At 70.9% G+C, this 26371-nt stretch carries 29 protein-coding genes; 19 read left to right on the top strand and 10 right to left on the bottom strand.

Annotated elements, in window-relative coordinates; genetic code table 11:
* Positions 1-28 precede the first annotated feature (28 nt).
* The 4 genes from AB0I71_RS04530 to AB0I71_RS04515 are packed head-to-tail and all read right to left on the bottom strand — an operon-like array spanning position 29 to position 3761.
* On the bottom strand, positions 29-958 hold the full coding sequence (locus tag AB0I71_RS04530; RefSeq protein WP_357581854.1) for an AMP-binding protein: 930 nt from the start codon (positions 956-958) through the stop codon (positions 29-31).
* On the bottom strand, positions 955-1419 hold the full coding sequence (locus AB0I71_RS04525; protein WP_357581853.1) for a MaoC family dehydratase: 465 nt from the start codon (positions 1417-1419) through the stop codon (positions 955-957). The genes AB0I71_RS04530 and AB0I71_RS04525 overlap by 4 nt, the downstream gene beginning before the upstream one ends.
* On the bottom strand, positions 1416-2588 hold the full coding sequence (locus AB0I71_RS04520) for an acyl-CoA dehydrogenase family protein (protein WP_357581852.1): 1173 nt from the start codon (positions 2586-2588) through the stop codon (positions 1416-1418). Before AB0I71_RS04520 ends, AB0I71_RS04525 begins: the two co-directional genes overlap by 4 nt.
* Before the next feature lie 24 nt (positions 2589-2612).
* Positions 2613-3761, bottom strand: coding sequence for an acyl-CoA dehydrogenase family protein (locus AB0I71_RS04515; RefSeq protein ID WP_357581851.1), 1149 nt, complete (start codon positions 3759-3761; stop codon positions 2613-2615).
* Between the two features lie 89 nt (positions 3762-3850).
* On the opposite strand from AB0I71_RS04515, the gene AB0I71_RS04510 reads away from it, so the two are divergent.
* The 7 genes from AB0I71_RS04510 (at position 3851) to AB0I71_RS04480 (ending at position 10204) form a co-directional block, all read left to right on the top strand.
* Positions 3851-4516, top strand: a complete 666-nt coding sequence (locus AB0I71_RS04510; protein ID WP_357581850.1) for a TetR/AcrR family transcriptional regulator — start codon at positions 3851-3853, stop codon at positions 4514-4516.
* A gap of 43 nt (positions 4517-4559) precedes the next feature.
* On the top strand, positions 4560-5978 hold the full coding sequence (locus AB0I71_RS04505) for an aldehyde dehydrogenase family protein (protein ID WP_357581849.1): 1419 nt from the start codon (positions 4560-4562) through the stop codon (positions 5976-5978).
* A complete protein-coding gene (locus AB0I71_RS04500) occupies positions 5975-7051 on the top strand; it encodes a zinc-binding dehydrogenase (protein ID WP_357581848.1) in 1077 nt (358 codons plus the stop codon). The genes AB0I71_RS04505 and AB0I71_RS04500 overlap by 4 nt, the downstream gene beginning before the upstream one ends.
* 106 nt (positions 7052-7157) lie before the next feature.
* Positions 7158-7799: a TetR/AcrR family transcriptional regulator gene (locus AB0I71_RS04495; RefSeq protein WP_357581847.1), complete on the top strand. Its 642-nt coding sequence runs from the start codon at positions 7158-7160 to the stop codon at positions 7797-7799.
* On the top strand, positions 7796-8572 hold the full coding sequence (locus AB0I71_RS04490; protein ID WP_357581846.1) for an SDR family NAD(P)-dependent oxidoreductase: 777 nt from the start codon (positions 7796-7798) through the stop codon (positions 8570-8572). The genes AB0I71_RS04495 and AB0I71_RS04490 overlap by 4 nt, the downstream gene beginning before the upstream one ends.
* Positions 8569-9447: an ABC transporter ATP-binding protein gene (locus AB0I71_RS04485; RefSeq protein WP_357581845.1), complete on the top strand. Its 879-nt coding sequence runs from the start codon at positions 8569-8571 to the stop codon at positions 9445-9447. The genes AB0I71_RS04490 and AB0I71_RS04485 overlap by 4 nt, the downstream gene beginning before the upstream one ends.
* 16 nt (positions 9448-9463) lie before the next feature.
* A complete protein-coding gene (locus AB0I71_RS04480; protein ID WP_357581844.1) occupies positions 9464-10204 on the top strand; it encodes an ABC transporter permease in 741 nt (246 codons plus the stop codon).
* Positions 10205-10221: 17 nt separating this feature from the next.
* Here AB0I71_RS04480 and AB0I71_RS04475 read toward each other — a convergent pair whose 3' ends face one another.
* Together AB0I71_RS04475 and AB0I71_RS04470 are read right to left on the bottom strand one after the other, a co-directional pair.
* On the bottom strand, positions 10222-11424 hold the full coding sequence (locus AB0I71_RS04475) for a helix-turn-helix domain-containing protein (protein WP_357581843.1): 1203 nt from the start codon (positions 11422-11424) through the stop codon (positions 10222-10224).
* Positions 11411-11581 (bottom strand): hypothetical protein, encoded by a 171-nt coding sequence (locus AB0I71_RS04470; protein WP_239093729.1) that lies wholly within the window; start codon positions 11579-11581, stop codon positions 11411-11413. Before AB0I71_RS04470 ends, AB0I71_RS04475 begins: the two co-directional genes overlap by 14 nt.
* Before the next feature lie 150 nt (positions 11582-11731).
* On the opposite strand from AB0I71_RS04470, the gene AB0I71_RS04465 reads away from it, so the two are divergent.
* Both AB0I71_RS04465 and AB0I71_RS04460 read left to right on the top strand, forming a co-directional pair.
* The gene (locus AB0I71_RS04465) at positions 11732-12481 is read left to right on the top strand and encodes an XRE family transcriptional regulator (RefSeq protein WP_357581842.1); all 750 of its coding nucleotides are present in this window, start codon (positions 11732-11734) and stop codon (positions 12479-12481) included.
* A gap of 200 nt (positions 12482-12681) precedes the next feature.
* On the top strand, positions 12682-13686 hold the full coding sequence (locus AB0I71_RS04460) for a hypothetical protein (protein WP_357581841.1): 1005 nt from the start codon (positions 12682-12684) through the stop codon (positions 13684-13686).
* Between the two features lie 186 nt (positions 13687-13872).
* On the opposite strand, the gene AB0I71_RS04455 is transcribed toward AB0I71_RS04460, so the two are convergent.
* Both AB0I71_RS04455 and AB0I71_RS04450 read right to left on the bottom strand, forming a co-directional pair.
* A complete protein-coding gene (locus AB0I71_RS04455; RefSeq protein WP_357581840.1) occupies positions 13873-14172 on the bottom strand; it encodes a hypothetical protein in 300 nt (99 codons plus the stop codon).
* A gap of 15 nt (positions 14173-14187) precedes the next feature.
* Positions 14188-14760, bottom strand: coding sequence for a hypothetical protein (locus AB0I71_RS04450; RefSeq protein WP_357581839.1), 573 nt, complete (start codon positions 14758-14760; stop codon positions 14188-14190).
* 450 nt (positions 14761-15210) lie between these two features.
* Here AB0I71_RS04450 and AB0I71_RS04445 point away from each other — a divergent pair, with 450 nt between their 5' ends.
* Positions 15211-15681 carry a hypothetical protein gene (locus AB0I71_RS04445; protein WP_357581838.1) on the top strand — a complete coding sequence of 157 codons (471 nt, stop codon included), beginning with the start codon at positions 15211-15213 and terminating at the stop codon, positions 15679-15681.
* Between the two features lie 17 nt (positions 15682-15698).
* On the opposite strand, the gene AB0I71_RS04440 is transcribed toward AB0I71_RS04445, so the two are convergent.
* A complete protein-coding gene (locus AB0I71_RS04440; RefSeq protein WP_357582009.1) occupies positions 15699-16955 on the bottom strand; it encodes an MFS transporter in 1257 nt (418 codons plus the stop codon).
* 163 nt (positions 16956-17118) lie between these two features.
* On the opposite strand from AB0I71_RS04440, the gene AB0I71_RS04435 reads away from it, so the two are divergent.
* From AB0I71_RS04435 to AB0I71_RS04410, 6 genes are all read left to right on the top strand, one after another.
* A complete protein-coding gene (locus AB0I71_RS04435; RefSeq protein WP_357581837.1) occupies positions 17119-18162 on the top strand; it encodes an aromatic ring-hydroxylating dioxygenase subunit alpha in 1044 nt (347 codons plus the stop codon).
* On the top strand, positions 18159-18410 hold the full coding sequence (locus AB0I71_RS04430; protein ID WP_357581836.1) for a hypothetical protein: 252 nt from the start codon (positions 18159-18161) through the stop codon (positions 18408-18410). Before AB0I71_RS04435 ends, AB0I71_RS04430 begins: the two co-directional genes overlap by 4 nt.
* On the top strand, positions 18407-19360 hold the full coding sequence (locus tag AB0I71_RS04425) for a PDR/VanB family oxidoreductase (protein WP_357581835.1): 954 nt from the start codon (positions 18407-18409) through the stop codon (positions 19358-19360). Before AB0I71_RS04430 ends, AB0I71_RS04425 begins: the two co-directional genes overlap by 4 nt.
* A gap of 30 nt (positions 19361-19390) precedes the next feature.
* Positions 19391-20164: an IclR family transcriptional regulator gene (locus AB0I71_RS04420; protein WP_357581834.1), complete on the top strand. Its 774-nt coding sequence runs from the start codon at positions 19391-19393 to the stop codon at positions 20162-20164.
* Between the two features lie 100 nt (positions 20165-20264).
* Entirely contained in the window at positions 20265-21146 is an 882-nt protein-coding gene (locus AB0I71_RS04415; protein WP_357581833.1) for a PaaX family transcriptional regulator C-terminal domain-containing protein, read from the top strand.
* Positions 21147-21305: 159 nt separating this feature from the next.
* On the top strand, positions 21306-23456 hold the full coding sequence (locus AB0I71_RS04410) for a DUF6351 family protein (protein ID WP_357581832.1): 2151 nt from the start codon (positions 21306-21308) through the stop codon (positions 23454-23456).
* A gap of 50 nt (positions 23457-23506) precedes the next feature.
* Here the strand turns inward: AB0I71_RS04410 and AB0I71_RS04405 are convergent, their stop codons facing one another.
* Complete coding sequence (locus AB0I71_RS04405) at positions 23507-23968, bottom strand: MarR family transcriptional regulator (RefSeq protein WP_357581831.1); 462 nt, start codon at positions 23966-23968, stop codon at positions 23507-23509.
* 82 nt (positions 23969-24050) lie between these two features.
* Between AB0I71_RS04405 and AB0I71_RS04400 the strand changes: the two genes are divergently transcribed.
* Genes AB0I71_RS04400 through AB0I71_RS04390 form a run of 3 tightly spaced genes read left to right on the top strand, consistent with a single transcriptional unit; the run spans position 24051 to position 26352 of the window.
* Positions 24051-24977: an SDR family NAD(P)-dependent oxidoreductase gene (locus tag AB0I71_RS04400; protein WP_357581830.1), complete on the top strand. Its 927-nt coding sequence runs from the start codon at positions 24051-24053 to the stop codon at positions 24975-24977.
* Positions 24978-25001: 24 nt separating this feature from the next.
* Positions 25002-25883 carry an amidohydrolase family protein gene (locus AB0I71_RS04395; protein WP_357581829.1) on the top strand — a complete coding sequence of 294 codons (882 nt, stop codon included), beginning with the start codon at positions 25002-25004 and terminating at the stop codon, positions 25881-25883.
* A 16-nt stretch (positions 25884-25899) separates the two neighbouring features.
* Complete coding sequence (locus AB0I71_RS04390; RefSeq protein WP_357581828.1) at positions 25900-26352, top strand: MaoC family dehydratase; 453 nt, start codon at positions 25900-25902, stop codon at positions 26350-26352.
* Positions 26353-26371 lie beyond the last annotated feature (19 nt).

Here is a 26371-nt window from a genome sequence, read left to right as displayed (position 1 = left end):
GTAGGCGAGCACACGCCGGGCCACCGCCCTAGTTTCCGGCCCCCCGCCGGTGCCGCTCGCCGTGGCAGCCCAGGCGACGCGAGCGCATCCGCCGGGCCGGACGCAGCCTGCCGGCGGGCTCGCCCGGCACGGGCGAGTCGCGCTCCCCCTCGGCCACCTGGACGACCGTGTCGAAGGCAGCGGTGAAGCGGTGTCGCAGGGACGGCGGCAGGGGTGCCCGGCTGACGCAGCGGCGCAGCCGGGGCAGCGCCGCCCGGCCCCGCGCCGCGTCGAGCAGAGCCGCGTACATCGCTGAGGTGCCGTGGAAGACGGTGACCTCCTCACGGAGCATCAGGTCGAGCGCCGCCGGGCCGGTGAAGCGGCTCAGCAGCACCAGGGTCGCCCCCGCCCGGAAGGTGCCGGTGAGCGCGACGGCCTGGCCGAACCGGCCGCCCAGCGGCAGACAGCCGAGCACCACGTCGGTGCCGTCCGGCTCGGTGGCCGGGTCGATGTCGGGGTCCGCGAAGGTGGCGGTGCCGCCGGGTGGGGTGTCACAGAGATCCTCCAACCGGGGTACGCCGGACGGCCCCCGGGTCGGGCCGACGGTGAGCAGCGGTACGCCCACCCGGGCGCTCACCCGCCGCCCGGCCGTCAGTTGCGAGGTATGGCAGACCAGCAGCCGCGCGTCGCGGGCCAGGTGGACGGCCTGCGGAGCGACCGGCACGCCTACCGGTACGGCGACCGCACCGGCGGCGAGGGCGCCGTAGTAGACCCGGGGGAAGTCGACCACGTTCGGCGCGAGCAGGGCGACCGCGTCGCCGTCGCGCACCCCGGCGGCCCGCAGCCCGGCACCGTAGCAGCGGGCCTCCAACCACAGTTCGGCGTACGTGACGCGAACCCGGCCGTCGACGACGGCGACGGTGTCGGCGTGCCGGTGGGCGGACCCGGCCAGCACTGTCGCCGGGGAGAGCGCGGTCATCGGGACGGGTCCGCGTACAGCCGGCTCACCGTCTCGGCCACGCAGACCGGCTTGCCGCCGCCGTCACCGTCCACTGTCACCGTGGCGACCAGTTGCGCGCCGCCCTCGAACGGGCTCACCTGGTCGATGGTGGCGACCACCCGCACCGAGCTGCCGACGCGTACCGGTGCGGGGAAACGGACCCGGTTGAGGCCGTAGTTGACACCCATCCGCACCCCGTCCACCCGGTACAGGCGGCCGACCAGAGCGGGCAGCAGCGCGAGCGTCAGGTACCCGTGGGCGATGGTGCCGCCGTACGGCCCGGCCGCCGCCCGTTCCTGGTCGAGGTGGATCCACTGATGGTCGTCGGTGGCGTCGGCGAAGAGGTCGACCCGGCGCTGGTCGATCGGGAACCAGGGGCCCGGGCCGAGTCGCTCGCCGACCGCGCCGGCCAACTCGTCGAGGCTGGCGAAGCTCCTCATCCCAGGTGCCCTCCGAGCTTCGTGTAGCCGCGCAGCAGGTCGCGGGAGATGATCAGTCGCTGCATCTCGTCGGTGCCCTCGAAGATCCGGTACAGCCGCACCTGCCGGTACCAGCGTTCGATGGGCAGTTCACGGGTGTAGCCCATCCCACCGTGGATCTGCATGACCCGGTCGACCACCCGGTTGACCATCCCGGCGCCGTACAGCTTCGCCATCGAGGAGGCGTGCCTCGGATCCAGACCGGCGTCGACGGTCCACGCGGCCCGCAGGATCAGCCAGCGGGCCGCCTCCAGCTCGGTCTCCGAGTCGGCGATCATCCACTGGATGGCCTGGTTGGTGCCGATCTTCGACCCGAAGGTCTCCCGGGTGTTGGCGTGGTCGATGGCCATCCGCAGCGCCCGCTCGGCGATGCCGACGGCGTGCGAGGGGATCGTGTAGCGCCCCTTGCCGATCCACTGCATGCCGAGGGCGAAACCCTGCCCCACCTCGCCGAGGATGTTGCGGTGCGGCACCCGTACGTCGTCGAAGATCAGCGAGGCGGGCCCACCCTCACCCATCGTCGGGATGAACTCCGATCGCCAGCCCATCGCCCGGTCCACCAGGAACGCGGTAGCCCCTCCGTTGCGGGCCCCGCGTTCCGGGTCGGTGACCGCGATGACGATGGCGAAGTCGGCCTCGTTGCCGCCGGTGATGAAGGTCTTCTCACCGTTGAGGATCCAGTCGTCACCGTCGCGGCGGGCGCTGAACCGGATGTTCGCCGCGTCCGAGCCGGCACCCGGCTCGGTGATGGCGAAGCAGGAGTTGCGCTCCCCCTCGATGGTGGGCAGCAGGAACTCCTTGCGTTGCTCGTCGGTGGCGTGGAAGAGGATGTTGTCGGCCTCGCCGCCGAAACGGAACGGCACGAAGCTGCGGCCGATCTCCGTCCAGATCAGCGACTGGACGACGGCGGGCAGGTCCATGCCGCCGTACTCCGCAGGCGTGGCCAACCCCCAGAAGCCGAACTTTCGGGCCTTGAGCTGCAACTCCCTCAGCTCGGAGCGTTCCAGACCGGGCTGGTGGGCCCGCTCGCGACGCAACAGTTCCTGCTCCAAGGGCATGACCTCGCGGGTGATGAAGTCGCGGGCGGTGTCGCGGATGGCCCGTTCCTCGTCGGACAGCCCGAAGTCCATGTGCTCACGGTTCCTCTCGCGGGTTCAGAAGGCGTTGACGCCGGTGAGCGCCCGCCCGATGAGTAGCTGCTGGATCTGGCTGGTGCCCTCGTAGAGGGTGGCGACGCGGGCGTCGCGCAGGTACTTGCCGACCGGGTACTCGTCGATGTAGCCGTACCCGCCGAAGACCTGGATGGCGTCATTGGCCGCACGGACGGCGGCCTCACTGGCGAACAGCTTGGCCATCGACGCCTCCGTGGCGAACGGCTCGCCCCGGTCGATCAGGTCGGCGACCCGCCAGACCAGCAGCCGCGCCGCGGCGGTGTCGACAGCGATGCCGGCGAGCAGTTGCTGCACGAGCTGGTGTCCGGCGATCGGTTTGCCGAACTGCGTGCGCGTTCCGGCGTAGCCGACGGCGGCGTCCAGGCAGCCCTGGGCGATGCCGACGCAGCCGGCGGCGACCGACATCCGGCCCTTGGCGAGGGTGGCCAGCGCCAGCTTGAAGCCGGCACCGCAGTCGCCGAGGCGGGCGGTGTCGGGCACCCGGACGGCATCGAGGACGAGTTCGGCGGTGGCCTGCCCGCGCAGGCCCAGCTTGCCCTTGATCTCCGACCGGGTGAGGCCGGGGCTGTCGGTCGGCACCAGGAACGCGGTGATTCCCCGGTGGCCCGGGCCGCCGGTACGGGCGAAGAGCAGCGCCACGTCGGCGGTGGTGCCGTTGGTGATGAACGTCTTACGGCCGGTCAGCAGCCAGTCGTCGCCGTCCCGGACCGCGCGGGTGGCAAGCGCCGCCGCGTCCGAGCCGCTGTCCGGCTCGGTGAGGGCGAAGCAGCCGAGGGCGGTACCGGAGCAGAGTGCGGGCAGCCACCGTTCGCGCTGCTCCGGGGTGCCGTGGGTGGCGATGGACTTGGCGACCAGGCCGAGCGAGACCGACACGATGCCGCGGACCGCGGAGTCGCCCCGGCCGAGTTCCTCAAGCACCAGGCAGTACGCGAGGTGGTCGCCACCGGAGCCGCCGTACTCCTCGGCGATGGTGAGGCCGAGGAAGCCGACCTCGCCGAGCTTGCCGACGATGTCGGGGTCGACCGCCTCGCGTCGGTCCCAGGCCGTTGCGTGCGGCGCGACCTCGCGGTTGACGAAGTCGGCGGCGAGCGAACGGACCGCGACCTGCTCGGCGGAGAGGTGAAGGTCCATGGCAGTAAACTAGCGGTGCAAGTTTTATGCTGTCCAGACCCCGGTGTGGCAAAGTTCCCCGCGAGCCACCCACCCGAAGGAGGACGCCCATGCCCCGGCCGCGACAAGCCCTGCTCAGCCGGGAGCGGATCGTCGAGGCCGCCGCCGCGTTGATCGACGCCGAGGGGCTCGACGCGTTCTCCACCCGCCGGCTCGCCGCCGCGCTCAGCGTGCGCGGGCCCTCGCTCTACAACCACTTCGCCACCAAGGACGCGATCCTCGACGCGGTCGCGGACAGCATCACCGGCCAGGTCGACGTGTCGTACTTCGGCGAGGTCGACTGGCGGGAGGCGCTGCACCGCTGGGGGCACTCGTACCGGGCCGCCCTCGCCGCCCATCCGAACATCGTGCCGCACCTGGCCCAGGGCCCGGGTCGACGCCCGGCGGCGCTGGCCATGGCCGACGCCGTCTACGGCGGGCTGGTCACGGCGGGTTGGCCGCCGGCCCGGGCGACGCACATCGGGGCGCTGATGCGCTACTTCGTGATGGGTTCCGCGCTCAGTTCCTTCGCCCAGGGCTTCGTGAAGGATCCGGGGCTCTACGCGGAGCAGTACCCGCACCTGAGCCAGGCCCACCGTCTGGCCGAGCACCAGCAACAGGTCGACGAGGGCGCCTTCGCGCTGGGGCTGGAGGCGCTCATCGACGGGCTGTCGCACACCTACGAACGCGTCGTCGGCCCGCTGCCACCCCTCCCGCCCGCCGGCCCGGCGTACTAGAGTCCAAACTTGCACCGCTAGTTTTGGTCGAGGTGGGGAGCCCATGGAATCCGTACGGACCGACTTCTACCTCGACGGACGCTGGGTCCGCGCGGCCGGCGGCCAGCCGTTGGAGGTGCACAACCCGACGACCGAGGAGGTCATCGGCACGGTCCCGGCCGGCACGGCCGAGGACGTCGACCGGGCAGTGGCCGCCGCCCGGGCCGCCTTCGACGGCTGGGCGGCCACCGATCCCGCCGACCGGGCCGCCCACCTCGACCGGCTGCACGCCGCCCTCACCGCCCGCACCAAGGACATCGCGCACACCGTCGCCAGTGAACTCGGCACCCCGCTGAAGGTCGCCACCCGGGTCCAGGCCGGTCTGCCGCTGACCGTGCTGCGCAGCTACGTCGACCTGGCCGCGCACCCGCCCGCGCCGCAGACCGTGGGCAACTCCCTCGTGGTACGCGAACCCGTGGGCGTGGTCGGCGCGATCACCCCGTGGAACTATCCGCTGCACCAGATCGTCGCCAAGCTCGCTCCCGCCCTCGCCGCCGGCTGCACGCTCGTGCTGAAGCCGAGCGAGTTGACCCCGCTGACCGCGTACCTGCTCTTCGACGCCATCCACGACGCCGGCCTGCCCCCCGGCGTGGTCAACCTGGTCACCGGCACCGGACCGGTGGTCGGCGAGGCGCTCGCCGGGCACCCCGACGTGGACCTGGTGTCCTTCACCGGCTCCACCGCCACCGGCCGGCGGATCACGCACCTGGCCGCCGACCGGATCGCCCGGGTGTCGCTGGAGTTGGGCGGCAAGTCGGCGAACGTGATCCTCGACGACGCCGACCTGGCCGGCGCGGTGAAGGTCGGCGTCGGCAACGCGTTCCTGAACTCGGGCCAGACCTGCACCGCGTGGACCCGGATGCTCGTGCACCGGGACCGCTACGACGAGGCCCTCGACCTGGCCGCCAAGGCGACCGACAGCTACCGGCTCGGTGACCCGTTCGACCCCGCCACCCGCCTCGGCCCGCTGGTCTCCGCCGCGCAGCGGGACCGGGTACGCGACCACGTCGCCAGGGGTCTGGCCGACGGCGGCCGGCTCGTCGCCGGTGGACCCGACTCCCCCGTCCCGCAGCAGGGCTGGTTCGTCGCCCCGACGGTCATCGCCGACGTCGACCCCGACAGCGCCCTCGCCCAGGAGGAGGTCTTCGGGCCGGTCCTCGCGGTCATCCCGGTCGACGACGACGACCACGCGGTGCGGGTCGCCAACAACTCCCGCTACGGACTGGCTGGCGCGGTCTGGTCCGGCGACGAGGACCGGGCGCTGCGGGTGGCCCGCCGGCTGCGCACCGGCGCCGTCGACATCAACGGCGCGCCGTTCAACCCGCTCGCCCCGTTCGGCGGTTACAAGCAGTCCGGCCTCGGTCGCGAGCTGGGCGTACACGGGCTTGAGGAGTTCTGCGAAGTGAAGGCGATCCAGCGGTGAGGGGCCTGGTGGTTAAGGGCGTCGGCACGCCGCCCCGGGTCGAGCCGGTCGACCCGCCCGCCACCGGCCCTGGCCAGGTACGGGTGGCGGTCAAGGCGGCAGGCGTCTGCCACTCCGACCTGTCCATGGTCGACGGCACCATCGCCGCGCCGTACCCGCTGCTGCTCGGCCACGAGGCCGCGGGCGTGATCGTCGAGGTCGGCGACGGCGTCGACCGGGTCGCGGCCGGTGACCACGTGGTGCTCAACTGGGCACCCCCGTGCCGCGACTGCTGGTACTGCGGGCACGGCGAGCCGTGGCTCTGCGAACGCTCCGGCAACCCGGCCGCCACTGCCGGGCACACGATCGACGGCGAGCCCCTGCACGTCACCCTCGGCCTCGGCGCGCTCGCCGAGCAGGTGGTGGTGCCGCAGCAGGCCGTGGTGACCGTACCTGCGGAGCTGCCCTTCCCCACCGCCGCGCTGCTCGGCTGCGCGGTGCTCACCGGCGTCGGCGCGATCCGCCGAACCGCCGGTGTCCGGCCCGGCGACTCGGTCGCCGTGATCGGCCTCGGCGGCGTCGGCCTCTCCGCTGTCGCCGCCGCCCGCGCGGCAGGCGCCGCCACCGTCATCGCGGTCGACGTCACACCCGCCAAGTCCGAGCTGGCGTACGCGGCCGGTGCCACCGACTTCCTGCTCGCCGACGACACCCTCAGCCGCGCGGTACGGACACTCACCGGTGGCCGTGGAGTCGACCACGCGATCGAGTGCGTCGGACGGGCCGCCACCATCCGCACCGCCTGGCGGGCGACCCGCCGGGGCGGGCAGGTCATCGTGGTCGGCATGGGCGGCAAGGACGACATGGTCGGCCTCAGCGCCCTGGAGATCTTCCACTCGGCCCGCACCCTGCGTTCCTCGGTGTACGGCTCCTCCGACCCGGACCGGGACGTGCCCGAACTGGCCCGCGCCGTGCTCGACGGCACCCTCGACCTCGACTTCCTGGTCACCGACCGGATCACCCTCGACGACGCACCGGAGGCACTGGCCCGGATGGCCCGGGGCGAAGGCGCCCGCACGGTGGTCCTGTTCGACTGACCCGGCTCCCCACCCTCCGTCACCACCTCCACCCACGTTGACGGTCCCTACCTGCTGATTTGGCCGTGCTGGCAGTTCACTGACACGTCGTGCTAAATTTTTGGCCATGGTGCCAAATTCTGAACACGACGGCCAGTCTCGCTCCTTCATCGAGGAGGCGCGGCGGGCCCAGATCGTGAACGCCGCTGTCGAGACCATCGCGGAGGTCGGCTACCACCGTGCGTCGATGGGCAGGATCGGTACCCGTGCCGGGATCAGCCGTGGATTGATCTCCTACCACTTCGCGGGGAAGTCCGAGCTGATCACCCAGGTCGTCACCACCGTCTACACCGATGCCGCGGCATTCATGGCACCGATGATCGACGCCGAGACGACACCTGCCCGCCAGCTGCGCGCCTACGTCAGCTCGAACCTGGAGTACATGCGCGCCCATCCGGCCCGGATGATCGCCCTCGTCGAGATCCTCACCAGCGGTGGCCTGGCCGACCTGCCCGACGCCGACCCGGCCGAGTTCGACAGGCAACTGCTGTTGCCGCTTGAGCAACTGTTCGCGGCGGGTCAGGAGTGCGGTGAATTCCGGGACTTCGACGTCACCGTCATGGCCCGGATCGTGCGCGGCGTGATCGACGCCGTACCCACCGCACTGTCCCGCGATCCCGACCTCGACATCGACAGGTACCTGCGGGAGATCACCACCGCTCTCGACCACGCCACCCGGCCGGTCCCGTCCACCGTGGAGCAGACATGAGCCCCCTCGACGGCAAAGTCGCACTCGTGACCGGCGGAGCCAGCGGAATCGGTGCGGCCATCGCCCGCCGCTTCGCCTCTGGCGGCGCCCGGGTCGTCATCGCCGACGTCGATCCGGCCGGGGAGGCGGTCGCCCGGGAGGTTGCCTGCGCCTTCGTCCGTACCGACGTCGCCCGGCTGGCCGACAACATCGCCGCCGTCCGGACCGCGACCGAGCACTTCGGCAGCCTCGATGTCGCCGTGCTGAACGCCGGAATCGGTGAACAGGGCAACTTCATCGATGATTTCCGGCCCGAGCACTACCGGCACCTGGTATCGGTGAATCTCGACGGGGTGGTCTACGGGCTGCACGCCGCCCTGGAGGTGTTCACCAGGCAGGGTTCCGGGGCGATCCTGGCCACCTCCAGCCTGGCCGGGTTGACCGAGAGCCCGATCAACCCGCTCTACGCGGCCACCAAGCACGCCGTGATCGGGTTGGTCCGCTCCGTCGCGCCGACCGTGGCCGACCGGGGCGTCACCGTCAACGCGCTGTGCCCCACCTTCATCGACACCCCGATCCTGGGCGAGGCGATCCCGTTCGTCAGGGACCTGGGAGTGGCGGTCCTTTCGCCCGAGCGGGTCGCCGACGTCGCCGAACTCGTGCTGGCACGCGGCGGGACCGGAGAGGCGTGGCCGGTCGTGCCGCACGGCGAGCCGGCCCCCTTCGCTTTCCCCGACATCCCGTCGATCATGTCCGACCCGAACCGACAGGTCGTCTCGGAGGCCACCTCATGACCGTCATCGCCCGCGTACGCGACCTCACCCGCCGCTACCGCGACACCACCGCGCTGGACGGCGTGTCCCTGGACATCCCGGCCGGGCAGGTACTCGGACTGCTGGGCCCCAACGGTGCCGGAAAGTCCACCCTGATCAACGTGATGACCGGCCTGCTGCGGCCCGATTCCGGAAGTGTCGAAGTGTGCGGCGGCGACCCGCGCAGCGAGTCGACCCGCCGCGTGATCGGCGTGACGCCGCAGGAGACCGGGCTTCCGGAGACCTGGCGGGTCGCCGAACTCGTGGACTTCGTTTCGGCGCACTTCCCCGACCCGGTGGACCGGGCCGAACTCCTTGACCGCTTCGACCTCACCTCGCTGGCCGACCGGCAGGCCGGCGGCCTGTCCGGCGGACAGCAGCGTCGGGTCGCGGTCGCGCTGGCCTTCGCCGGGCGGCCCCGGCTGGTGTTCCTGGACGAGCCCACCACCGGTCTCGACGTGGACGCCCGGCGGGCACTGTGGAACGGCATCCGCGCCTTCCACGCCGACGGCGGAGCCGTGCTGCTGACCAGCCACTACATCGAAGAGGTGGAGGCGCTTGCCGACCGGGTCGTGGTGATGAACCACGGCCGGATCATCGCCGACGGCGGTGTCGCCGAGATTCGCGGCCGGGTCCGGCTCAAGCGGGTCACCCTGACCGACCCGGTGCTGCCCACGCTGAGCGGGGTCGCCTCGATCGAACGAGACGCCGACCGCACCCATCTGCTGACGAACGACGCCACCGCGCTGGTCCGGGAGCTGGTGACCTCCGGCGCGTCCTTCACCGACATCGAAATCGAATCCGCCTCGCTGGAGGACGCCTTCCTGGCGATCACCGGCGACCGGCGGACCAGCTGACCCGAAAGGCCCCTCCATGTCCTCCTTGACCATGACCTACACCCGGCGGAACCTCGCTGAGACCATCCGGACGCCCACGATGTTTCTGACCGTGGCGCTGGTCCCGGTCGGAGTCATGGTGTTCTTCGTCGTACCGTTCATCGGGCAGGACCCGGTGGCGATCACCTCGGCCAGCGCGACCCTTGTGGTGTTCGGGGTGCTCATGGCCTGCGTCGGCCACTTCAGCGTCGCTGTCGCCGCGCAACGGGAATCGACCTGGGGGCACTATCTGCGCACCCTGCCCGGCGGGATCGCCCCGCAGATGTTCGGCCACCTGCTGGTCGGCCTGGCTGTCGTCGCCGCGGCGATCATCCCGATCCTGCTGGTGACCGGACTGTTCACCGCCGCCTCGGCTCCGCCGCCACGGGTGCTGCTGGCGGCGGGTGCACTGCTGGTCGCGGTGGTGACCTTCACCCTGCTGGGGCTGGCGATGGGCTATCTGATGTCGATGCGGGTGGCCGCCATCGCCAACAGCATCGGCTTCCTGCCACTTGCGGTGGCCGGCGGAATGTTCTTCGACGAGGCGGGAACGCCGCAGATCATCGAGCAGATCGCACCCTTCGTACCCACCCGGGGCGCGACCGACCTGGTGCTTGTCGCGCTCACCGGGGAGCCGGTCGGGGCGCTGTCACTTGTGATGCTCGCACTGTGGATCACGATCTTCGCCGGGCTCACCGTCTGGGGCCACCGCCGCGATCAGGTCCGCCGGTTCAGCTGAGGCCGCGCCGTCACCGGTCAGCCCACCCCGAGGGAAACTGCGAGCTGCGTGATCGTGCTCGGAGCGCACGCGTCACGGGCGACCTCGGCGAGTAGCTCCCGGGCTACGGGACGGTCTCGGATCTCTGCCGGTGCGGTGCGCTCGGCTTCGACAAGCACCCGTGCGGCGGTGGTCGCATCGTCGGCGTGGAGGTAGGCGCGGGCGACGTCGAGCAGGTGCGCAGCGCGGTGTTCGGGGGGTAGCCACCGCCACCCGGGCCGTCTGGTGGCCTTCTCGTGCCAGGCGATCGCAGCACGGGCGTCGCCGGATTCGACGGCGGCGGCGGTACGGGCCAGGGCGACGGCTGTGGGTCCGAACCCTGTGCGGTGATGGTCGTGCCCATCACCGACCCGTCCGGTCATGCTGGCGGCTTCGTCGAGCAGCTCGGTGGCCGCCGGCTCGTTTCCGTGCTGTGCGGCTGCCAGGGCAGCCTGGATGAGCAGCGTTCCGCACAGGGACAGCTCCGCCGGTGTACCACTCTCGATCACGGGTGGGGCGATCCGGTACGCGGCGGCGAGCATCACCGACTTCGCCTCCCGCGTACGACCCGACATCCGCAGCACCTGACCGAGCTGGACGGCGGCGGCTGCCACCAGCTCCCGGTCACCGGTGGCGGCGAGCATCGCCCGATCGGTGGCCAGCCACGCCAGCTCGGCGTCGCCGAGCTTGACCAGCAGCGCGGCCGTGATCCGGTACGCCTCCACCAACGGCGTTCGACCCGTGACCGGGGCTTGGGCGTAGGTGCGCTGTGCATCAGTGAGCAGGTCCGGTGCCATGTCGATCACCTGCTGGTAGCGGGCGTACTGAAAGGTCGTCCACGCGTGCCCCACCTCCCGCAGCATCCGGTCCACCGGCAACACCGGGCGCAGGCCCGCCGGCATGCCCAACGGAATCTCGTACCGGGACAGCGCAGTCCTGATTCGATCGACGCCCTCGGCGCGATGTGTCACCTCGGCCGGCGCGTTGTTCCCGCCGAGCAAGGCGGCGGTGTCGATACGCAGCACGCGGGCGATCTCCTGGAGAGTGGAGAGCCTGTCCAGCGATCGGACTCCGCGCTCAACCTTGTCGACCCAGCTCTTCGACTTGCCGAGCCGGTCGGCGAACATCTGCTGCGACAGCTTCCGCCGCCCCCGCCAGTACGCCACCCGCCGCCCGACCGGCAAAAGCTCAACGCTGTCCACGACGCCACCGCCGGTCCGGTATCGCCCGGGTGATCTCCTCCGCCGGGATCCGCTCCGCCTCAGCCTCGGCGAGTAGCCTCCGCTTGGCCGCTTCCCGCTCGGCTGCCTGAATCTGCTCGCCCCGGCTCTCCCCTGGCTCGTCGCCGTCACCCTGCATCCCCACCTCCGTCGGCAGACGCGCGGCGGCAAGCCTGCCGTCGCGGGTCTACAGTGACGTCCTGATGTCACCGAGCGCGACGGCACAAAGGCCGACAACTAGGCCACATTGGTGGCGACATTAAGGCGACACAGCGCTATCGTGTCGGTCATGAACGCCCCCAACACCGCCCTGCGAACCATCCGCATCGGAATGCGGATGAGCCAGGACGACTTCGCCCGCGCGCTCCAGGCCGCCGGCCATCGCGTAGGCGAGCCCAACGACGCCAACAAGAGGCTCGTCCAACGATGGGAGTCCGGTGCCATCGCCGCGCCCCGACCTGTCTACGCCCGCGCGCTGGAGGTCGTCACCGGCCTACCCATATCGCTGCTGGGCTTCGCCTCGGTACCCGGCAGTCAGGTCGCCGACGACCAGCACGGCGGCCACGACCTGACTTCTCCCATGTCCAGCCTGGCCACACCGACGCCGACCTCACGGCCGACCACCGTCCACCAGTCATACGAGGGGGTCTGGCTCAGCCGCTACCAGTACTACTCCAGCGGCCGGGGAGACTCCTTCGCCGGACAGCACTTCGTCGTGGTCCTCCAGCACGGCGACCGACTGACCGCACGTAGCCTGCCCGGCTCGGCCGCCTCATCTCTCTCCATGGACCTGACCGTGGACGGCTCCGTCATCACCGGCACCTGGATCGAGCAGACCGACCCGGGCGGCTACTACCGGGGTGCCCGCTATCACGGCGCGATCCAACTCCTGGCCGAGCCGACGGGTCGACGGATGGCCGGCAAGTGGGTCGGTTTCGGCAAGGACATGGACGTCAACACCGGCCCGTGGGAACTCGTCTTCCGCGACGCCTCGACCTCCAAAGCCACACTCGACCGGTACAACACGACGGCGACGTAGTGCGCTGCTGGTCCAGAAACCCCCAGGCCATCGCATGTGAGGTTCTGAGCACTTCGTCCGCCCGGTCCGTCCGCGTCCACGACGTCGGGCGAGCGTCCTTGTCCTGCCCTGTTGCTGTCGGCAGGCGCAGGGCACCGAGTCCGAGCCGCCGCATAGCAGGCCGCCCCGCTTTGTGTCGCAGCGCGGTTACCCTGAGTTCCATGACCGCCGATGAGGAGCCGGGTGCCAGCACTGTGCACTGCTGCGAAGCAGCGTGGAGCGACCGTCTCGGTGAACGGCGGTCGATTGTCGTCCTGCCCCGCGACGGCGTGGCCGCAGCGTCGTACGCCACGAGTCGCCTCAAATGGGTGGGGCGACTCGACGGCGAACCCTACTTATGGGGCTTCTACCGGGAATCCGACCATCCGGACGGTCGCCGACTCGCCGAGGCACGGCGGAAAGCCGAGAAGGACATCGAGTCGAGGAACGTCGAGATCAGCCTCAGCGTGCCGATTACCGCGTCGTCGGCGGAGGCTGAGACGTGGGCCGACGCGACCGAGGCGATGTTGACAGTCGTCGGCCGGACAGACGCCGAGTGGGCCGCGGCCGAGGTACGCGCGAGACGCTGGTGGAACGCATTGTTCGCCGGGCAGGTACGCAAGCGGGCGCGGCGCCGGTACCGGTACACCATGGACACGGCTGCACGGCAGTACGCCGAGGCCGTTGGTGACCTATCGACACGCGTGCGGGCTGAGGTCGTCCAGGCGAAGCAGGCGGCACGGGAGCGGCATGAGGCTCTGCAGCGGGAACAGCAGCGCCAAGCTAGGGCATCTGACGAGCGCCAGGCGGCAACACGGCGGCGGGCGACCGAGGCGATCGAGGCGGTCGATCAACACCAGGTCTGGCTGCTGCTCGTCGAGGGCGAGACTGCCTACGTCAAGCGCAGCGATGTTCGACCGAGGGCCAGCTCACAACTGCCACCGGCAGACCGGCGGTGGAGCGAACCGCTCACGCCGCACGACCTTGCCTACGAAATCGCATACGAGAAGGTCGCCAATATTGTCTTCGACAAGGCGGCGGTAGCCGCGACTCGCCAGGAACTCAACGCGGGAGATGTCGACGCGGACCGGTGGTGGGATCAGCACTATCAGTGCGCGGTCAAATCTGTATCGGAGTGGGAGATGCGCAATCGCCGCGGCGGCTACAGCTCCGGTAGCTTCATCTGATCCGATCCCAAGTGTGGGAGGCGGCGAACGGATGCGTTGTCGGTGAGGGTGGCGGCGCGCTCGTAGGCCCACCACGGCGTGATGAACACGCCTTAGGTCGGCGCCGAGAACGCTTGATCGGACCTCGGCCCCCCCGACGTACAGACCTAGCCTGTGATCCACATGCCACGGGAAACGGGCCTGGATTCAGCCGGGCCAACCGTCGAGGTACTCGGCGAAGGAAACGTCGCCCCGCTCATCGCCGCCGATTTCTCGGAACTGGTCGAGCTCGTCGTAGCCCGGAGTATCGGGCAGCAGCACCCGCAGGGGGTGCGTGGCGTGATCGGCCAGGAACTTCCACAACGCCCGGGTCAACTCCGGCTGGCCGGAGTTGGCGGTGTAACCGTCCTGGAAATAGCCGATCCGCTGGTCCCCGAGCCGGTACGCGGTGCCCAGTGCCAAACACGAGGCGCACTGCGAACAGGCCAACCAGCCGGTGAGCGACACCCGAGAACCCCTCAATCACATCGTCATGCCACGCAGTCCCAGCATGCCAGCTCCGATCCGCTTGCCGTCCGGATCATGCACGGTCACCCAGACACCCCGGTATTTCGCCAGGTCCGCATCGGTGCGGCCGCCCCAGAACCGCTGCAGCAGGCGGCCCACGTCGGTGCCGGCCGGCATCTGCACGAAGACCTCGCCGTCGTACTTAACTTGACGGGCGGCGCGGGACATCTCACCGCTGAAATTGCCCCCCTTGAGGCACTTGACCTCCCGCCGGAACGCCGCGGTGCCGCCGGCTCCGAGAAAGGTGACGTCCGCCCCTTCGCCGCCCGGCCCCGCCACCTGCGGTCGGGTGTCCTGTGGGCCGCGCAACGCGGCGTCGGCGTTAACCTCGCTGAGTCGGAAGTTCTCGTTCGAATCGTCGATGAGCCGCCGGATCGCCGCCGTTCGTTCTGCGGGCGGCAGGTTGATGCTCTTCTGGCCCCGGCAGGTGCCACAAGACTCGGCAGCCAACGTGACATTGCGCTTGAAGACCTCGAGCGGATCGGTCGGCAGGGAGGAGGGCCCATCCAGGGCGGCCGTGCTCTGCATCGGAACGGAGACGGTAGGTGGGCCAGCGGACGAATTGGTGGAGCCGCCGACCCCGGACCCGCCCGCACCACAGCCGGCCAGCGCCGCTGCGACGGCCAAGACCAACACGACAGTCTTGCCGCGCGACATCCCGTGACCCCCCGATATCCGTGAGTGCACCGAGGATACCGAGCTGACAGTTAGCGCGGGGGGCGACGAACTGCGACAACAGTGTCTGCACGAGACAAGTCCGAGTCCTTGCTCGTGGTCATGCCCGATTTTTCGCTTCGGCGGCCCGAAGCCCGGGCCGATCCGAGTGGGCTGCTCAGCGCCTCGGAACCGAGGATCAGTTCCGAGGCGCATTTGCCGACACGGTGACGCAGGTCAGACCACATCGGCGCTCGGATCGTGTGACATTCCAGGCTCGATATCCGATGCAACGTATACCTGTGGGTGCGGCATCATCAGCAGATGAGGGAGGAAACGATCGCCGTGCGGGCGCGGGTTCGCCACGAGCCGGACCGCTCATATGCGGTGCTGGTCGACGGACCGGACGGTGAGGTGGAAGTCGGCCGGACCTTCACGACCAGCGAGGTGCTGGCGTTGGCCCGTGCCGGTGCGGCCCGCCTGTTCGGTGTGCCGGTGGAGAGCATCCGAACGGACGCCGGCATCGAGTTCCCTCGACCACCCTACGGGCGGGACGGACAGTGGGTACGCATCGTTGCAGCGACAGACCCGGACGACCCGTCGGAGGCTGAGCAGGTCGACCGGCTGGGGCAGGCGCACTGGTTCGGTGCTGAGGGGGCCTGGTTCGTGACGGTGACCGGTTCCGGCACCGGCGTACATCCCAGCGAGCACCTCGATTTCGCACCGACCGTGCGGGACGAAGAAATCGCGGCGTTCCATGCCTACATCTCCGCGTCCACCGGGCGGGACAGCTAGCGGCCACTCGCAGGCGGTCAGTCGGCCGCGTCGCGTTCGGCGGCTTCGATGTTGGCGTCGGTGACCACGAACATGCCGAGCAGCAGGGTGAGCGTCAGCACTCCCATGATAGCGAAGACCGCGCGGAGGCCGAAGACCTCGGCCGCGACGCCGCCGACGAGCGCGCCGGCCGGCATACTTCCCCAGGCCAGCATTCGGTAGCCGCTGTTCACCCGGCCGAGCAGCCGGTCCGGGGTGATTCGCTGGCGCAGCGAGATGGTGATGACGTTCCAGGTGGCGAGCAGGATCCCGCCGACGAAGAAGACCGCGCCGATCACGAACGGGTTGGTGCTCAGCGCCGGTACGCCGACGACGGCGGCCATCGCCAGCACGGAGAGCGCGAGGGTGCGGGACCGTCCGAGCCGTTGTTCGATCCGTGCGGTGGCTACCGAGCCGAGCACGATGCCGGCCGCGATGGTGGTGAGCAGGAGCCCGTACCCGGGTTCGGTGAGGCCGATGGCCGAGTCCGGACCGACCGCGTAGAGCACGAGTACGGCGAAGATGGCGCTTGTGATGAAGTTGCTGGTGCCGACCATTGTGGCCAGGGTGCGCAGCAGCCGGTGCCGCCAGAGGAAACGCAGTCCCTCGACGATGTCGGCGCGGATCGTCGTCGGGGCGTCGCGCTCGATCCGGAACCGGCCGGCGACCAGGAGCAGCGCCGCGACGGCCAGCGCCCACAGCACGGCCGGCCCGGCGAGGGCCAGGGCCACTCCGGCGGCCACCAGGAAGCCGGCCAGTGGTGGGCCGACGAACTGGTTGGCGGCCAGCTCCACCGCGGCGAGTCGGCCGTTGGCCCGGGGCAGTTGGTCGCGGGTGACCACCTGCGGCAGGATCGACTGGGCGGAGGTGTCGTAGAGGGTCTCGGCCATGCCGAGGACGAGCGCCACCAGGTAGAGCAGCCAGATCGACCCGGAGTCGAAGGCCACCGCAAGCGCCAGCCCGCCGATGACAACGGCGCGCAGGGCATTGGCGGCGAGCATCACCCGGCGTCTGTCGAGCCGGTCGGCGAGCGCGCCGGCCGGCAGCGCGAACAGCAGCCAGGGCAGGCTGAACGCGGTGGCGACCCCGGCCACCAGCACCGGTGAGCGGGTGTAGCCGACGGCGACCAACGGCAGTGCGATCTTGACGATCCCGTCGGCGAGGTTGGACACCGCCGACGCGGACCAGAGCCGCCAGAACCGGCCCCCCAGTCCACCCTCGTGGGCGGGACGTTCCGCCCCTTGGTCCGTACGCACTGGTTCCTCGACCCCCGTCACGCCGCCGATCATCGCAGCGTCGCGGCGACCGGCGAAAGGCCGCCGGCCTTTCACTGAGTGAAATAGACGCTGCCGATCAGCGGCCCGGTCACGGGATCATCCGACTGCACCCCGCTCCCGTCCCGAGAGAGGTTGGGTCACGATGGCGTTCGCCCGCAACCAGTGGTACGTGACGGCCTACAGCAACGAGGTCGGGCGGGATCTGCTCGCCCGCACCGTGCTCGGTGAGCCGCTGGTCCTCTACCGCACCGAGTCCGGGGAGGCCGTGGCGCTCGCCGACAGGTGCGTGCACCGTCGCTACCCGCTCTCCGAGAGCCGACTCGACGGCGACACCATCGTCTGCGGCTACCACGGTTTCACCTACGACCAGACCGGCACCTGCGTCTTCGTCCCGGGTCAGCAACGCATCCCCCGGACCGCGCGGGTCGCCGCGTACCCGGTGGTGGAGCAGGACTCGCTGATCTGGGTGTGGATCGGTGACGCCGGCCGCGCGGACCCGACCACGATTCCCCGCGCGCCCTGGCTGGACGACCCCCGGTACACGGTGGTGCGCGGGATGGCGCCGCTGAACGCCCGGTACAGCCTGCTCGTGGACAACCTGATGGACCTGTCGCACGAGACCTACCTGCACGGCGGCTACATCGGCACCCCCGAGGTGGCGAACACGCCGATCACCACCGAGGTCGACGAGGAACGCGGCATCGTCTACGTCAGCCGGCACATGGATGACGCCGAGTGCCCGCCGTTCTACGCCAAGTCGACGGGCATCCAGGGCCGGATCACCCGCTGGCAGGACATCGAGTTCCACCCGCCGTGCCTGTACCTGCTGCACAGCCGGATCGCGCCGCAGGGCGTCTATCCGCCGGCCGAGGGCGAGGACAGCGACGCCTTCCACGCCGAGATCGTGTACGCCATCACGCCGTCGACGGAGAACACCACCTACGACTTCTGGGCGGTGGCCCGCGACTTCGCCATCGACGACGAGTCGGTGAGCGAGTACCTGCACCAGAGCAACCACACGGTGGTCATGCAGGACGTGACGGCGCTGAACATCCTGGAGCAGGTGATCGCGTCCGAGCCGGACAAGTACCAGGAACTCAGCATCAACATCGACACCGGCGGGCTCGCCGCCCGACGGCTGATCGCGCGGATGGTCGAGGCGGGGACGGTGGGTGCGCCCCGATGACCGGCCCGGCCCGGATGCTCAGCGGCGACCGGATCTACCGGATCCACTGGATGCCGGGTACGGACACGCTGCGCGGGATCTGTCACTGCGGTGCCGAGCGCGTCGCTGAGGAGCCTGTCGAGTTGTGGGAGTGGCTGCTGGCTCATCCGTACGGTCATCAGTCGCCGGAGGTGGTCCCGCCGGCACCGCGCGCCGCCACCGGGACGCCGGTGTCGCCTGCCCCGACGCGGTCGGCGGTGCCGGCGTGACCGCCGATGAGCTGGACGGCGCGGAGCTGGTGGTGGCCGACCGGGACTGGGCGGCGACCGGCGTCGCCGTCCTGGGCCTGTGCCGCCCCGGCGGCGGCGACCTGCCCGCCTGGTCCCCCGGCGCGCACCTCGACCTGGAACTCGGGCCGGGGTTGGTACGCCAGTACTCGCTCTGCGGCGACCCGGCGGATCGGGCCACCCTGCGGGTCGCGGTGCAGCTGGAGCCGGAGGGACGGGGCGGCTCACGGCACGTGCACGAGCGGCTCACTCCGGGCGCGACAGTCCGGGTACGCGGCCCACGGAACAACTTTCCGCTGGTGACGGCGGCGCGCTACCTGTTCGTCGCCGGTGGCATCGGTATCACGCCGATCAGGCCGATGGTCGCCGCCGCCGACGCCGCCGGGGCCGACTGGCGACTGGTGTACGGCGGGCGTAGCCGCGCCACGATGGCGTTCGCCGACACGCTGCGGGAGAAGTACGGCGATCGGGTGAGCCTGTACCCGCAGGACGAGACCGGCCTGCTCGACCTGGACGAGCTGCTGGGGCGGCCGGTCGACGGGCTGGTCTACTGCTGTGGGCCGGAGTCGTTGATTGCGGCGGTGGAGCAACGTTGCCGGACGTGGCCCGCCGGGGCCCTGCACGTCGAGCGCTTCACTCCGCTGGCCCCTACCGACGGCGTCGACACCGCAGTCGAGGTGGAACTCGCCCTCAGCGGCCGGACGCTCACCGTGCCGCCGGGCACGTCGATCCTGGAGGCCGTGGAGGCGGCCGGCGTGCAGGTGCTGTCCTCGTGCCGGGAGGGCACCTGCGGCACCTGCGAGACACCCGTCCTGGACGGCGTGCCGGAGCACCGGGACAGCCTGCTCACCGAGGCGGAGCGGGCCGTCGGCGACACCATGATGATCTGCGTTTCCCGCGCGGTGACGCCCCGGCTGACGCTTGAGCTGTGACCGGCGGGCCGGGGTCGGCATGATGGCGGGGTGGACGCACAGCCCGGACGGTCGGTCACCAGCAAGGTGCTGGCCCTGCTCGACGCGTTCACCCCGGCCGGTCCGGCGCTGACCCTCAGTGAGCTGGCCCGGCGGGCCGAGCTGCCGTTGCCCACCGCGTCCCGGCGGGTCGCCGAGCTGGTCGCCTGGGGTGCCCTGGAGCGGGGAGACGACGGGCGGTACCGGATCGGGTTGCGGCTGTGGGAGGTCGGTTCGCTCGCCCCCCGGGGGCTCGGGCTGCGCGAACTCGCGCTGCCGACCATGGAGGACCTGTACGAGGTCACCCACGAGAACGTCCAGCTCGCCGTCCGGCAGGACGTCGAACTCGTCTTCATCGAACGGATCGCCGGGCGGCACGCGGTGCCGGTACTCACCCGGGTCGGTGGCCGCTTCGCGTTGCACGCAACCGGCGTCGGGCTGGTGCTGCTGGCGTACGCGCCGACCGAGATCCAGGAGCAGGTGCTGACCGCGCCGCTGGAGCGGTACACCGAGCTGACCATCACCGACCCCGGACGGCTGCGCCGGGCGCTGGCCGAGGTGCGCCGCACCGGGTACGCGGTGAGCGACAGGCAGGTCACCATGGACGCCCTCTCGGTCGCCGCGCCGATCTGCGGACCCGAGGGCGCGGTGGTCGCCGCGATCTCACTTGTGGTCGCCCAGCACCGGGCGGACCCGGTGGCGCTGGCCCCGCTGGTCCAGGCGGCCGGCCGGACGATCTCCCGGTCGCTCGGCACGTCCTACGGGTCCCGGCGGCCCTCCGGCTGAGGCCGGTACCGCCCCGTGACCTGGCGCAGTAACGTGTCCGGGTGTTGATGCGCTCTGGCCAGCCCCGAACCGACGAAATCGCCACCGGGGCGTCAGTGTGGTGAGCGACGGTCTGGACGAGCGGTTTCCGCCGGGGTCGCCGGCGGAGCGGGCCGCGGTCGGGCGGGCCCGGGCCCAGCGTCTGCTGGTGACCCTGCTCGGGGACCACTGGCACGCCGGTCGTTCACCACTGCCGTCCGGGGGCCTGGTGGCGGTCCTCGCGGAGTTCGGCATCGCGCCCGCGAACGCCCGCGCCACGCTCGCCCGGCTGACCCAGCGGGGCATGCTCCAGCGGACCAAGGAGGGCCGGCGGACCAGCTACCGGTTGACCGAGCCGGCCTGGCACATCCTCCAGCGCGGAGCGCGGCGCATCTTCGCCACCACCGACGAGAGCGCCTGGGACGGTAGCTGGACGCTCATCGCGTTCACGGTGCCGCTGGAGGACGCGAACCAGCGCCGCCTTATCCGGGCCCGGTTGCGCTGGTTGACGTTCTGGCCGTTGTACGACGCGACCTGGGTGACCCCGCACGACAGGCGCCACGAGGCACGCGAGCAGCTCAGCGAACTCGGGGTCACCGACGCGGTGATCCTGCGGTCCACCGAGCTGGAGCTGCTGCCGGCCGGCCGGGCGCGGCTGGAGGCCGCCTGGCGGATCGACGAGGTGGCCGCCGGTTACCGGGACTTCCTGCACCGCTACCGCGAGCTGGCCGGTCGGGCCACGGCCGGCGGGGTGCTGCCGGCGGAGGCGCTCGTCGCCCGTACCCGGCTGGTCAGCGACTGGCGGGCACTTGTCGGCACCGACCCTGACCTGCCTGCCGAGTTCCTGCCGCGGTCGTTTCCGCGCGCCGAGGCGCGGGCGATGTTCCTGCGCATCTCCGAGGCGCTGGCGCCGCTGGCCCAGAAACGCTTCGAGGACCTCGTCCAGCGGCTCGAACCGGTCTGACCGCACCGCACATCCGACCCCGATCCCTGCCCCGGGCCACCTCGCGACATTGATGCATTGCACTTCCATTGACTGCCGGTCAGTTTTCGCATTACGTTCTCTCCGTGCCTTCGACCCCGGAGGCCCAGCCGTCCGTCCCCGGCTGAAAGGGGTCCTGCCATGCCCATCCACCGATCTCGGAGGAGCACCCGGCACCGACCCCTCCGGGTGGCGTTGACCGCGCTCATCGCCACCGCACTGGTCAGCAGCTCCGCACCGGCCGGCGCCGCACCCGTGGCCGGTAAGGGCGGCGACCGGGGCTTCGACGTGGCTGTCGTCTCCGGCCGCGCGGACATGGTCAGCGGCGGCGACGCCCTGGTGCGGGTCACCGTGCCGCGCAGCGTCGCACCCCACCGGGTGACGGTCCGCCTCGACGGCCGTGACGTGACCGGCCGCTTCCGGCCGGCGGGTGACAAGTGGAGCCTGCTCGGCCTGGTGGACCGGCTGAAGCTGGGCCGCAACCGGATCGAGGTCCGCGCCCACGGGCCGGGCCCGGGCCGACCCGGCGCCACCCTGACGCTTGTCAACCATCCCGCCGCCGGCCCGGTCTTCTCCGGGCCGCACATCCCACTCTTCTGCACCGCCTCGGGCAGCCCGTGGCATCTGGGCCCGGTCGACGAGAACTGCCACGTCGCCGAGGCTCAGGTCAGCTACCGGTACCGCAGCACCGCCGGCAACTTCGTGGACCTGCCCGACGGTCCGCTACCGGCGGACGTGGCCAGCACCACCACCACTGCCGGCCGGACCGTCCCGTACGTGGTGCGGATCGAACGCGGCACCATCAACCGGGCGGTGTACGAGATCGCCATGCTGCACCAGCCGGGCACCCCCGCCCCGAGCCCGTGGACGAGCACCCGTGGCTGGAACGAGCGGCTGGTGTACACCTTCGGCGGCGCCTGCGGCATCGGCCACACCCAGGCCACCAGCACCGGCGGCGTCCTCGACGACACGCTGCTGCGGCGCGGCTACGCGGTGGCCAGCGCGACGTTCAACGTGTACGCGCACAACTGCAACGACGTCACCTCCGCCGAGACGGCCATGATGGTCAAGGAACACTTCGTCGAGACGCTCGGCGTACCGGCCTTCACCATGGGTTGGGGCGGATCGGCCGGCACCATGCAGCAGTTGCTGATCTCGAACGCCTATCCCGGCATCCTGGACGGCGTCATCGGCAGCATCGGCTACCCGGACGAACGCTCCACCACCATCTCCGGTCACGAGTGCCGGTTCATCTCCCAGGCCGCCACCGCCGCCGGGCTGTCGGCGGCCCAGCAGAGCGCCGTCAGCGGCTTCGGCAGCCCGAACACCTGCGTCGGTTACCAGTTCTTCGACAGTGTCGACTGGCCGACCGCCTGCCCCGCCCACATCCCCGCCGACCGGCGCTACCACCCGGACACCAACCCGGAGGGCATCCGCTGCGCCATGGCGGACTTCGTCTCCAACGTGTACGGGATCGACAGGCGCACCGGTGCCGGCCGGCCGATCATCCCGGACACGGTGGGCGTGCAGTACGGCCTGGCGACGCTCAAGGCGGGCGTGCTCAGCCCGGAGCAGTTCGTCCGGCTCAACGAGGGCATCGGCGGCCTGGACGTGGAGGGCAACCGCACCCCGCAGCGCACCTCGGCGAACGTCGCGGCGATCAGCACGGCGTACGCGACGGGCCGGGTCAACCAGTTCGACGGCGGCCTGCGCTGGACCCCGATCATCGAGACGCGCGGCTACACCGACCCGACAGGCGACTTCCACGACAGGTTCCGCTCCTGGACCATGCGGGAGCGGCTGGTGCGCGCCAACGGCAACGCCGACAACCACGTGAGCGTGACCGGCCCGCCGGGAGCGGCGAGCGCGGCGATCCAGGAGCAGGCGCTCACCGACATGGACGCCTGGCTGACCGCGCGCGGCAGGCTCGCGGCGGCCCGTCCGCACCTCGACGCGGTCGCGCTCACCCGGCTGTCCCGACCGCGTGGCCTGGCCGACGGCTGCGTCACGCCCGACGGAGAGTGGATCGTGGAGCGGCTGACCCTCGATCCGGGCGCCCGGTGCAACCAGCTCTACCCGTACCACCGCAATCCCCGGGTGGTGGCGGGCGGGCCGACCACCTCGGCGGTGCTCAAGTGCCAGCTCCAGCCGCTGCGGAAGTCGCTGTACGGGGTGAACTTCACCGCTGAGCAGTGGCAGCGGTTGCGAGCGGTCTTCCCGGGCGGCGTCTGTGACTGGTCGAAGCCGGGCGTCGGCCAGCGCCCGCTCGCCGGCACCTGGATCCGCTTCTGACGGGCAGCACTGGTCGGGAGGCTCGCCACGGGCGAGCCTCCCGACCACGCTCAGTCGGGGAAGGCGAGCAGCCGCAGCAGGCCGGCCAGCCGCTCGTGCTCCTCGGCGGTCACCGTGGCCAGCAGGCCCAGCTCCACGGCGCGGGCGGCCTGCTGGGCACGGGCGAAGAGGTCCCGACCGGCGTCGGTCGCGACGAGCACGTTGGCCCGCCGGTCGGCGGGGTCGGTGCGACGCTCCACCAACTGGCGCTGTTCGAGCCCGTCGACGAGCGCGACGACCTGGCTCGGGTCGAGGCGGAGGAACTCGGCAAGCTCCCGCTGCGTGGGTCGGGCACCGTCGGCGGCCAGCGCCAGCACGGAATAGGACCGCGCCTTCAGCCCGTGCTCGGCCAGGGCGGCGTTGGCCGCCGCGAGCGTGAGCGCGTTGGCGCGGGCCAGCAGAAAGACCAGGTCACCGCCGAGCACGCTGTCCCGCAGGGCGTCCCGCCCCGGCACCCGGGTCCTAGAGGCCATGGCGCGATGGTAGCAAGTTTCACCAATGATTGACATTTTCAACGGTCCGTGCTCAGATCGGGTGGACACGAAGGAGTTCTCCATGTCCCTGGACGGCAAGGTCGCCATCGTCACCGGATCCGGGCGCGGTCTCGGCCTCGCGTACGCGCAGGAGCTCGCCCGACAGGGCGCCGCCGTGGTGGTGAACGATGTCGACGCGCAGACCACTGCCGACGCCGTCGCGTCGATCCAGGCGCTCGGCGGCCGGGCCACCTCCGTGGTCGCTCCGGTCGGCCCGACCGAGACCGCCGAACAGTTGGTCGCCACCGCGGTGGAGACCTTCGGTCGACTCGACATCCTGGTCACCAACGCCGGTGTGCTGCGCGACACCGTGCTGTGGAAGATGACCGACGAGGACTTCGACACCGTCATCAACGTGCACCTGCGCGGCACCTTCACCACCGTGCGCGCGGCGGTGCAGCACATGCGGACGGCCGGCGAGGGCGGGCGCATCATCTGCATCGGCTCGCCCACCGGCCAGCGCGGCAACTTCGGCCAGACCAACTACGCCGCCGCCAAGGCCGGCATCGTCGGCATGACGCGGACCTGGGCGCTGGAGCTCAAGCGCGCCGGCATCACCGCCAACACGGTGGTTCCGGTGGCCGCGACCGCCATGACCGCCACCGTTCCCTACTTCGCCGCCGCCGTTCAGGCAGCCGAGAAGGGCGAGCCGATGCCGGCGTTCTTCCGGCACGACCTCGGCTTCGGCACGGCGGACGACGTGGCCGGGCTCATCGCCTTCCTCGGCTCCGACGCGGCCGGCGGCATCACCGGGCAGGTGATCGGGATCGGCGGCGACCGGCTCCAGGTCTGGACCCACCCGGAGGCGGCACTCACCGCCTACCGCGAGGGCGGCTGGACGTACGATGCCCTGCTCGAAGCCGGGCCGGCGACGTTCGCCGGTGCGACGCAGAGCGTCGGCGAGCGGTTCCCGGACCTCCCCGAGGAGTTCAAGAACGCCGCCTCCTGACCCGCCGGACGAAAGTTCCCCATCATGTACCAACCCGCCATCGACCTCGACGTGGTCACCGCCATCGACATGCACGTGCACATCGAGGTCGACGAGCACGGCCACAACTCGCTACCCGACGACCTGGTGGCGGCGGTGTCGAAGTACTTCAAGGCCGACGGGCCGCGCCCGGCGATCGAGGCGGTGGCGCAGTACTACCGGGAACGCCAGATGGCGGCAGTGGTGTTCACAGTGGACGCCCGCACCCAACTGGCGCACCAGCCGCTGTCGAGCGTGGAGATCGCCCGCGCCGCGGCCGAGCACGCCGACGTCCTGATCCCGTTCGGGTCCGTCGACCCGCGCACCGGTGCGGCGGCGCTCGACCTCGCCAGCCGGCTGATCGAGGACGAAGGCGTACGCGGCTTCAAGTTCCATCCCACCGTGCAGGGCTTCGATCCGAGCCACGAGCAGTACGCACCGCTGTGGGGGCTGCTCGAAAAGGCAGGCGTTCCGGCGTTGTTCCACACCGGCCAGACCGGCATCGGTGCGGGGATGCCCGGTGGCTACGGCTTCCGGCTCGGCCTGTCGAACCCGATGCTGCTCGATCCGGTCGCGGCCGAGTTCGGAGACCTTCAGATCATCATGGCCCACCCGTCGGTGCCCTGGCAGGACGAGGCCCTGTCGGTGGCCACCCACAAGCCCAACACCTGGATCGACCTGTCCGGCTGGAGCCCGAAGTACTTCCCGGCCGAGCTGGTGCGGTACGCGAACTCGCTGCTCAAGCGCCGGGTGCTGTTCGGCACCGACTACCCGCTGCTCACCCCCGACCGGTGGCTACGGGACGTGCGCAGCACCGACCTCAAGCCCGAGGTGCTCCCCGGCATCCTGAAGGACAACGCCGTCCGGCTGTTGCGCCTGTCCAGCTGACGACGAGAGGAAGCTCATGACGACGACGATCACCTACGAACAGCTCGCCGACCTTGCCGGCACCGACCTCGGTTACACCGACTACCGGACGGTCACCCAGGACCAGGTGAACCTCTTCGCCGACGCCACCGACGATCACCAGTGGATCCACGTCGACCCGGAGCGGGCGAAGAACGGGCCGTTCGGCGCGCCCATCGCCCACGGCTTCCTCACGCTCTCCCTGGCGGTGCCTTTCTGGACCGAACTGCTCGACGTGAAGGGTGTCACCACGAAGGTCAACTACGGCCTCGACAAGGTGCGCTTCCCGGCTCCCGTCACCGTCGGATCGCGGGTACGCATGACGGCTACCGTCGCCGAGGTCGTCGAGGTGGCCGGCGGTTACCAGATCTCCGTCGACCAGACGATCGAGATCGACGGCGGCACCAAGCCGGCAGTGGTGGCACGCGGCCTGTACCGCTTCTACGCCTGACGGCACCGGCGCACCACCT

It is taken from the genome of Micromonospora sp. NPDC049891, from assembly GCF_040660295.1.
GTDB lineage: Bacteria > Actinomycetota > Actinomycetes > Mycobacteriales > Micromonosporaceae > Micromonospora.
Note: the sequence above shows the minus strand (reverse complement) of the source record. Positions and strands in the feature narration are given on the sequence as shown.

Excerpts from the sequence above, each read along its gene's own strand:
- AB0I71_RS04530 (WP_357581854.1), bottom strand. The coding sequence starts at position 958 with ATGACCGCGCTCTCCCCGGCGACAGTGCTGGCCGGGTCCGCCCACCGG.
- AB0I71_RS04525 (WP_357581853.1), bottom strand. The coding sequence starts at position 1,419 with ATGAGGAGCTTCGCCAGCCTCGACGAGTTGGCCGGCGCGGTCGGCGAG.
- AB0I71_RS04520 (WP_357581852.1), bottom strand. The coding sequence starts at position 2,588 with ATGGACTTCGGGCTGTCCGACGAGGAACGGGCCATCCGCGACACCGCC.
- AB0I71_RS04515 (WP_357581851.1), bottom strand. The coding sequence starts at position 3,761 with ATGGACCTTCACCTCTCCGCCGAGCAGGTCGCGGTCCGTTCGCTCGCC.
- AB0I71_RS04510 (WP_357581850.1), top strand. The coding sequence starts at position 3,851 with ATGCCCCGGCCGCGACAAGCCCTGCTCAGCCGGGAGCGGATCGTCGAG.
- AB0I71_RS04505 (WP_357581849.1), top strand. The coding sequence starts at position 4,560 with ATGGAATCCGTACGGACCGACTTCTACCTCGACGGACGCTGGGTCCGC.
- AB0I71_RS04495 (WP_357581847.1), top strand. The coding sequence starts at position 7,158 with ATGGTGCCAAATTCTGAACACGACGGCCAGTCTCGCTCCTTCATCGAG.
- AB0I71_RS04490 (WP_357581846.1), top strand. The coding sequence starts at position 7,796 with ATGAGCCCCCTCGACGGCAAAGTCGCACTCGTGACCGGCGGAGCCAGC.
- AB0I71_RS04485 (WP_357581845.1), top strand. The coding sequence starts at position 8,569 with ATGACCGTCATCGCCCGCGTACGCGACCTCACCCGCCGCTACCGCGAC.
- AB0I71_RS04480 (WP_357581844.1), top strand. The coding sequence starts at position 9,464 with ATGTCCTCCTTGACCATGACCTACACCCGGCGGAACCTCGCTGAGACC.
- AB0I71_RS04470 (WP_239093729.1), bottom strand. The coding sequence starts at position 11,581 with ATGCAGGGTGACGGCGACGAGCCAGGGGAGAGCCGGGGCGAGCAGATT.
- AB0I71_RS04465 (WP_357581842.1), top strand. The coding sequence starts at position 11,732 with ATGAACGCCCCCAACACCGCCCTGCGAACCATCCGCATCGGAATGCGG.
- AB0I71_RS04460 (WP_357581841.1), top strand. The coding sequence starts at position 12,682 with ATGACCGCCGATGAGGAGCCGGGTGCCAGCACTGTGCACTGCTGCGAA.
- AB0I71_RS04450 (WP_357581839.1), bottom strand. The coding sequence starts at position 14,760 with ATGCAGAGCACGGCCGCCCTGGATGGGCCCTCCTCCCTGCCGACCGAT.
- AB0I71_RS04445 (WP_357581838.1), top strand. The coding sequence starts at position 15,211 with ATGAGGGAGGAAACGATCGCCGTGCGGGCGCGGGTTCGCCACGAGCCG.
- AB0I71_RS04435 (WP_357581837.1), top strand. The coding sequence starts at position 17,119 with ATGGCGTTCGCCCGCAACCAGTGGTACGTGACGGCCTACAGCAACGAG.
- AB0I71_RS04430 (WP_357581836.1), top strand. The coding sequence starts at position 18,159 with ATGACCGGCCCGGCCCGGATGCTCAGCGGCGACCGGATCTACCGGATC.
- AB0I71_RS04410 (WP_357581832.1), top strand. The coding sequence starts at position 21,306 with ATGCCCATCCACCGATCTCGGAGGAGCACCCGGCACCGACCCCTCCGG.
- AB0I71_RS04405 (WP_357581831.1), bottom strand. The coding sequence starts at position 23,968 with ATGGCCTCTAGGACCCGGGTGCCGGGGCGGGACGCCCTGCGGGACAGC.
- AB0I71_RS04400 (WP_357581830.1), top strand. The coding sequence starts at position 24,051 with ATGTCCCTGGACGGCAAGGTCGCCATCGTCACCGGATCCGGGCGCGGT.
- AB0I71_RS04395 (WP_357581829.1), top strand. The coding sequence starts at position 25,002 with ATGTACCAACCCGCCATCGACCTCGACGTGGTCACCGCCATCGACATG.
- AB0I71_RS04390 (WP_357581828.1), top strand. The coding sequence starts at position 25,900 with ATGACGACGACGATCACCTACGAACAGCTCGCCGACCTTGCCGGCACC.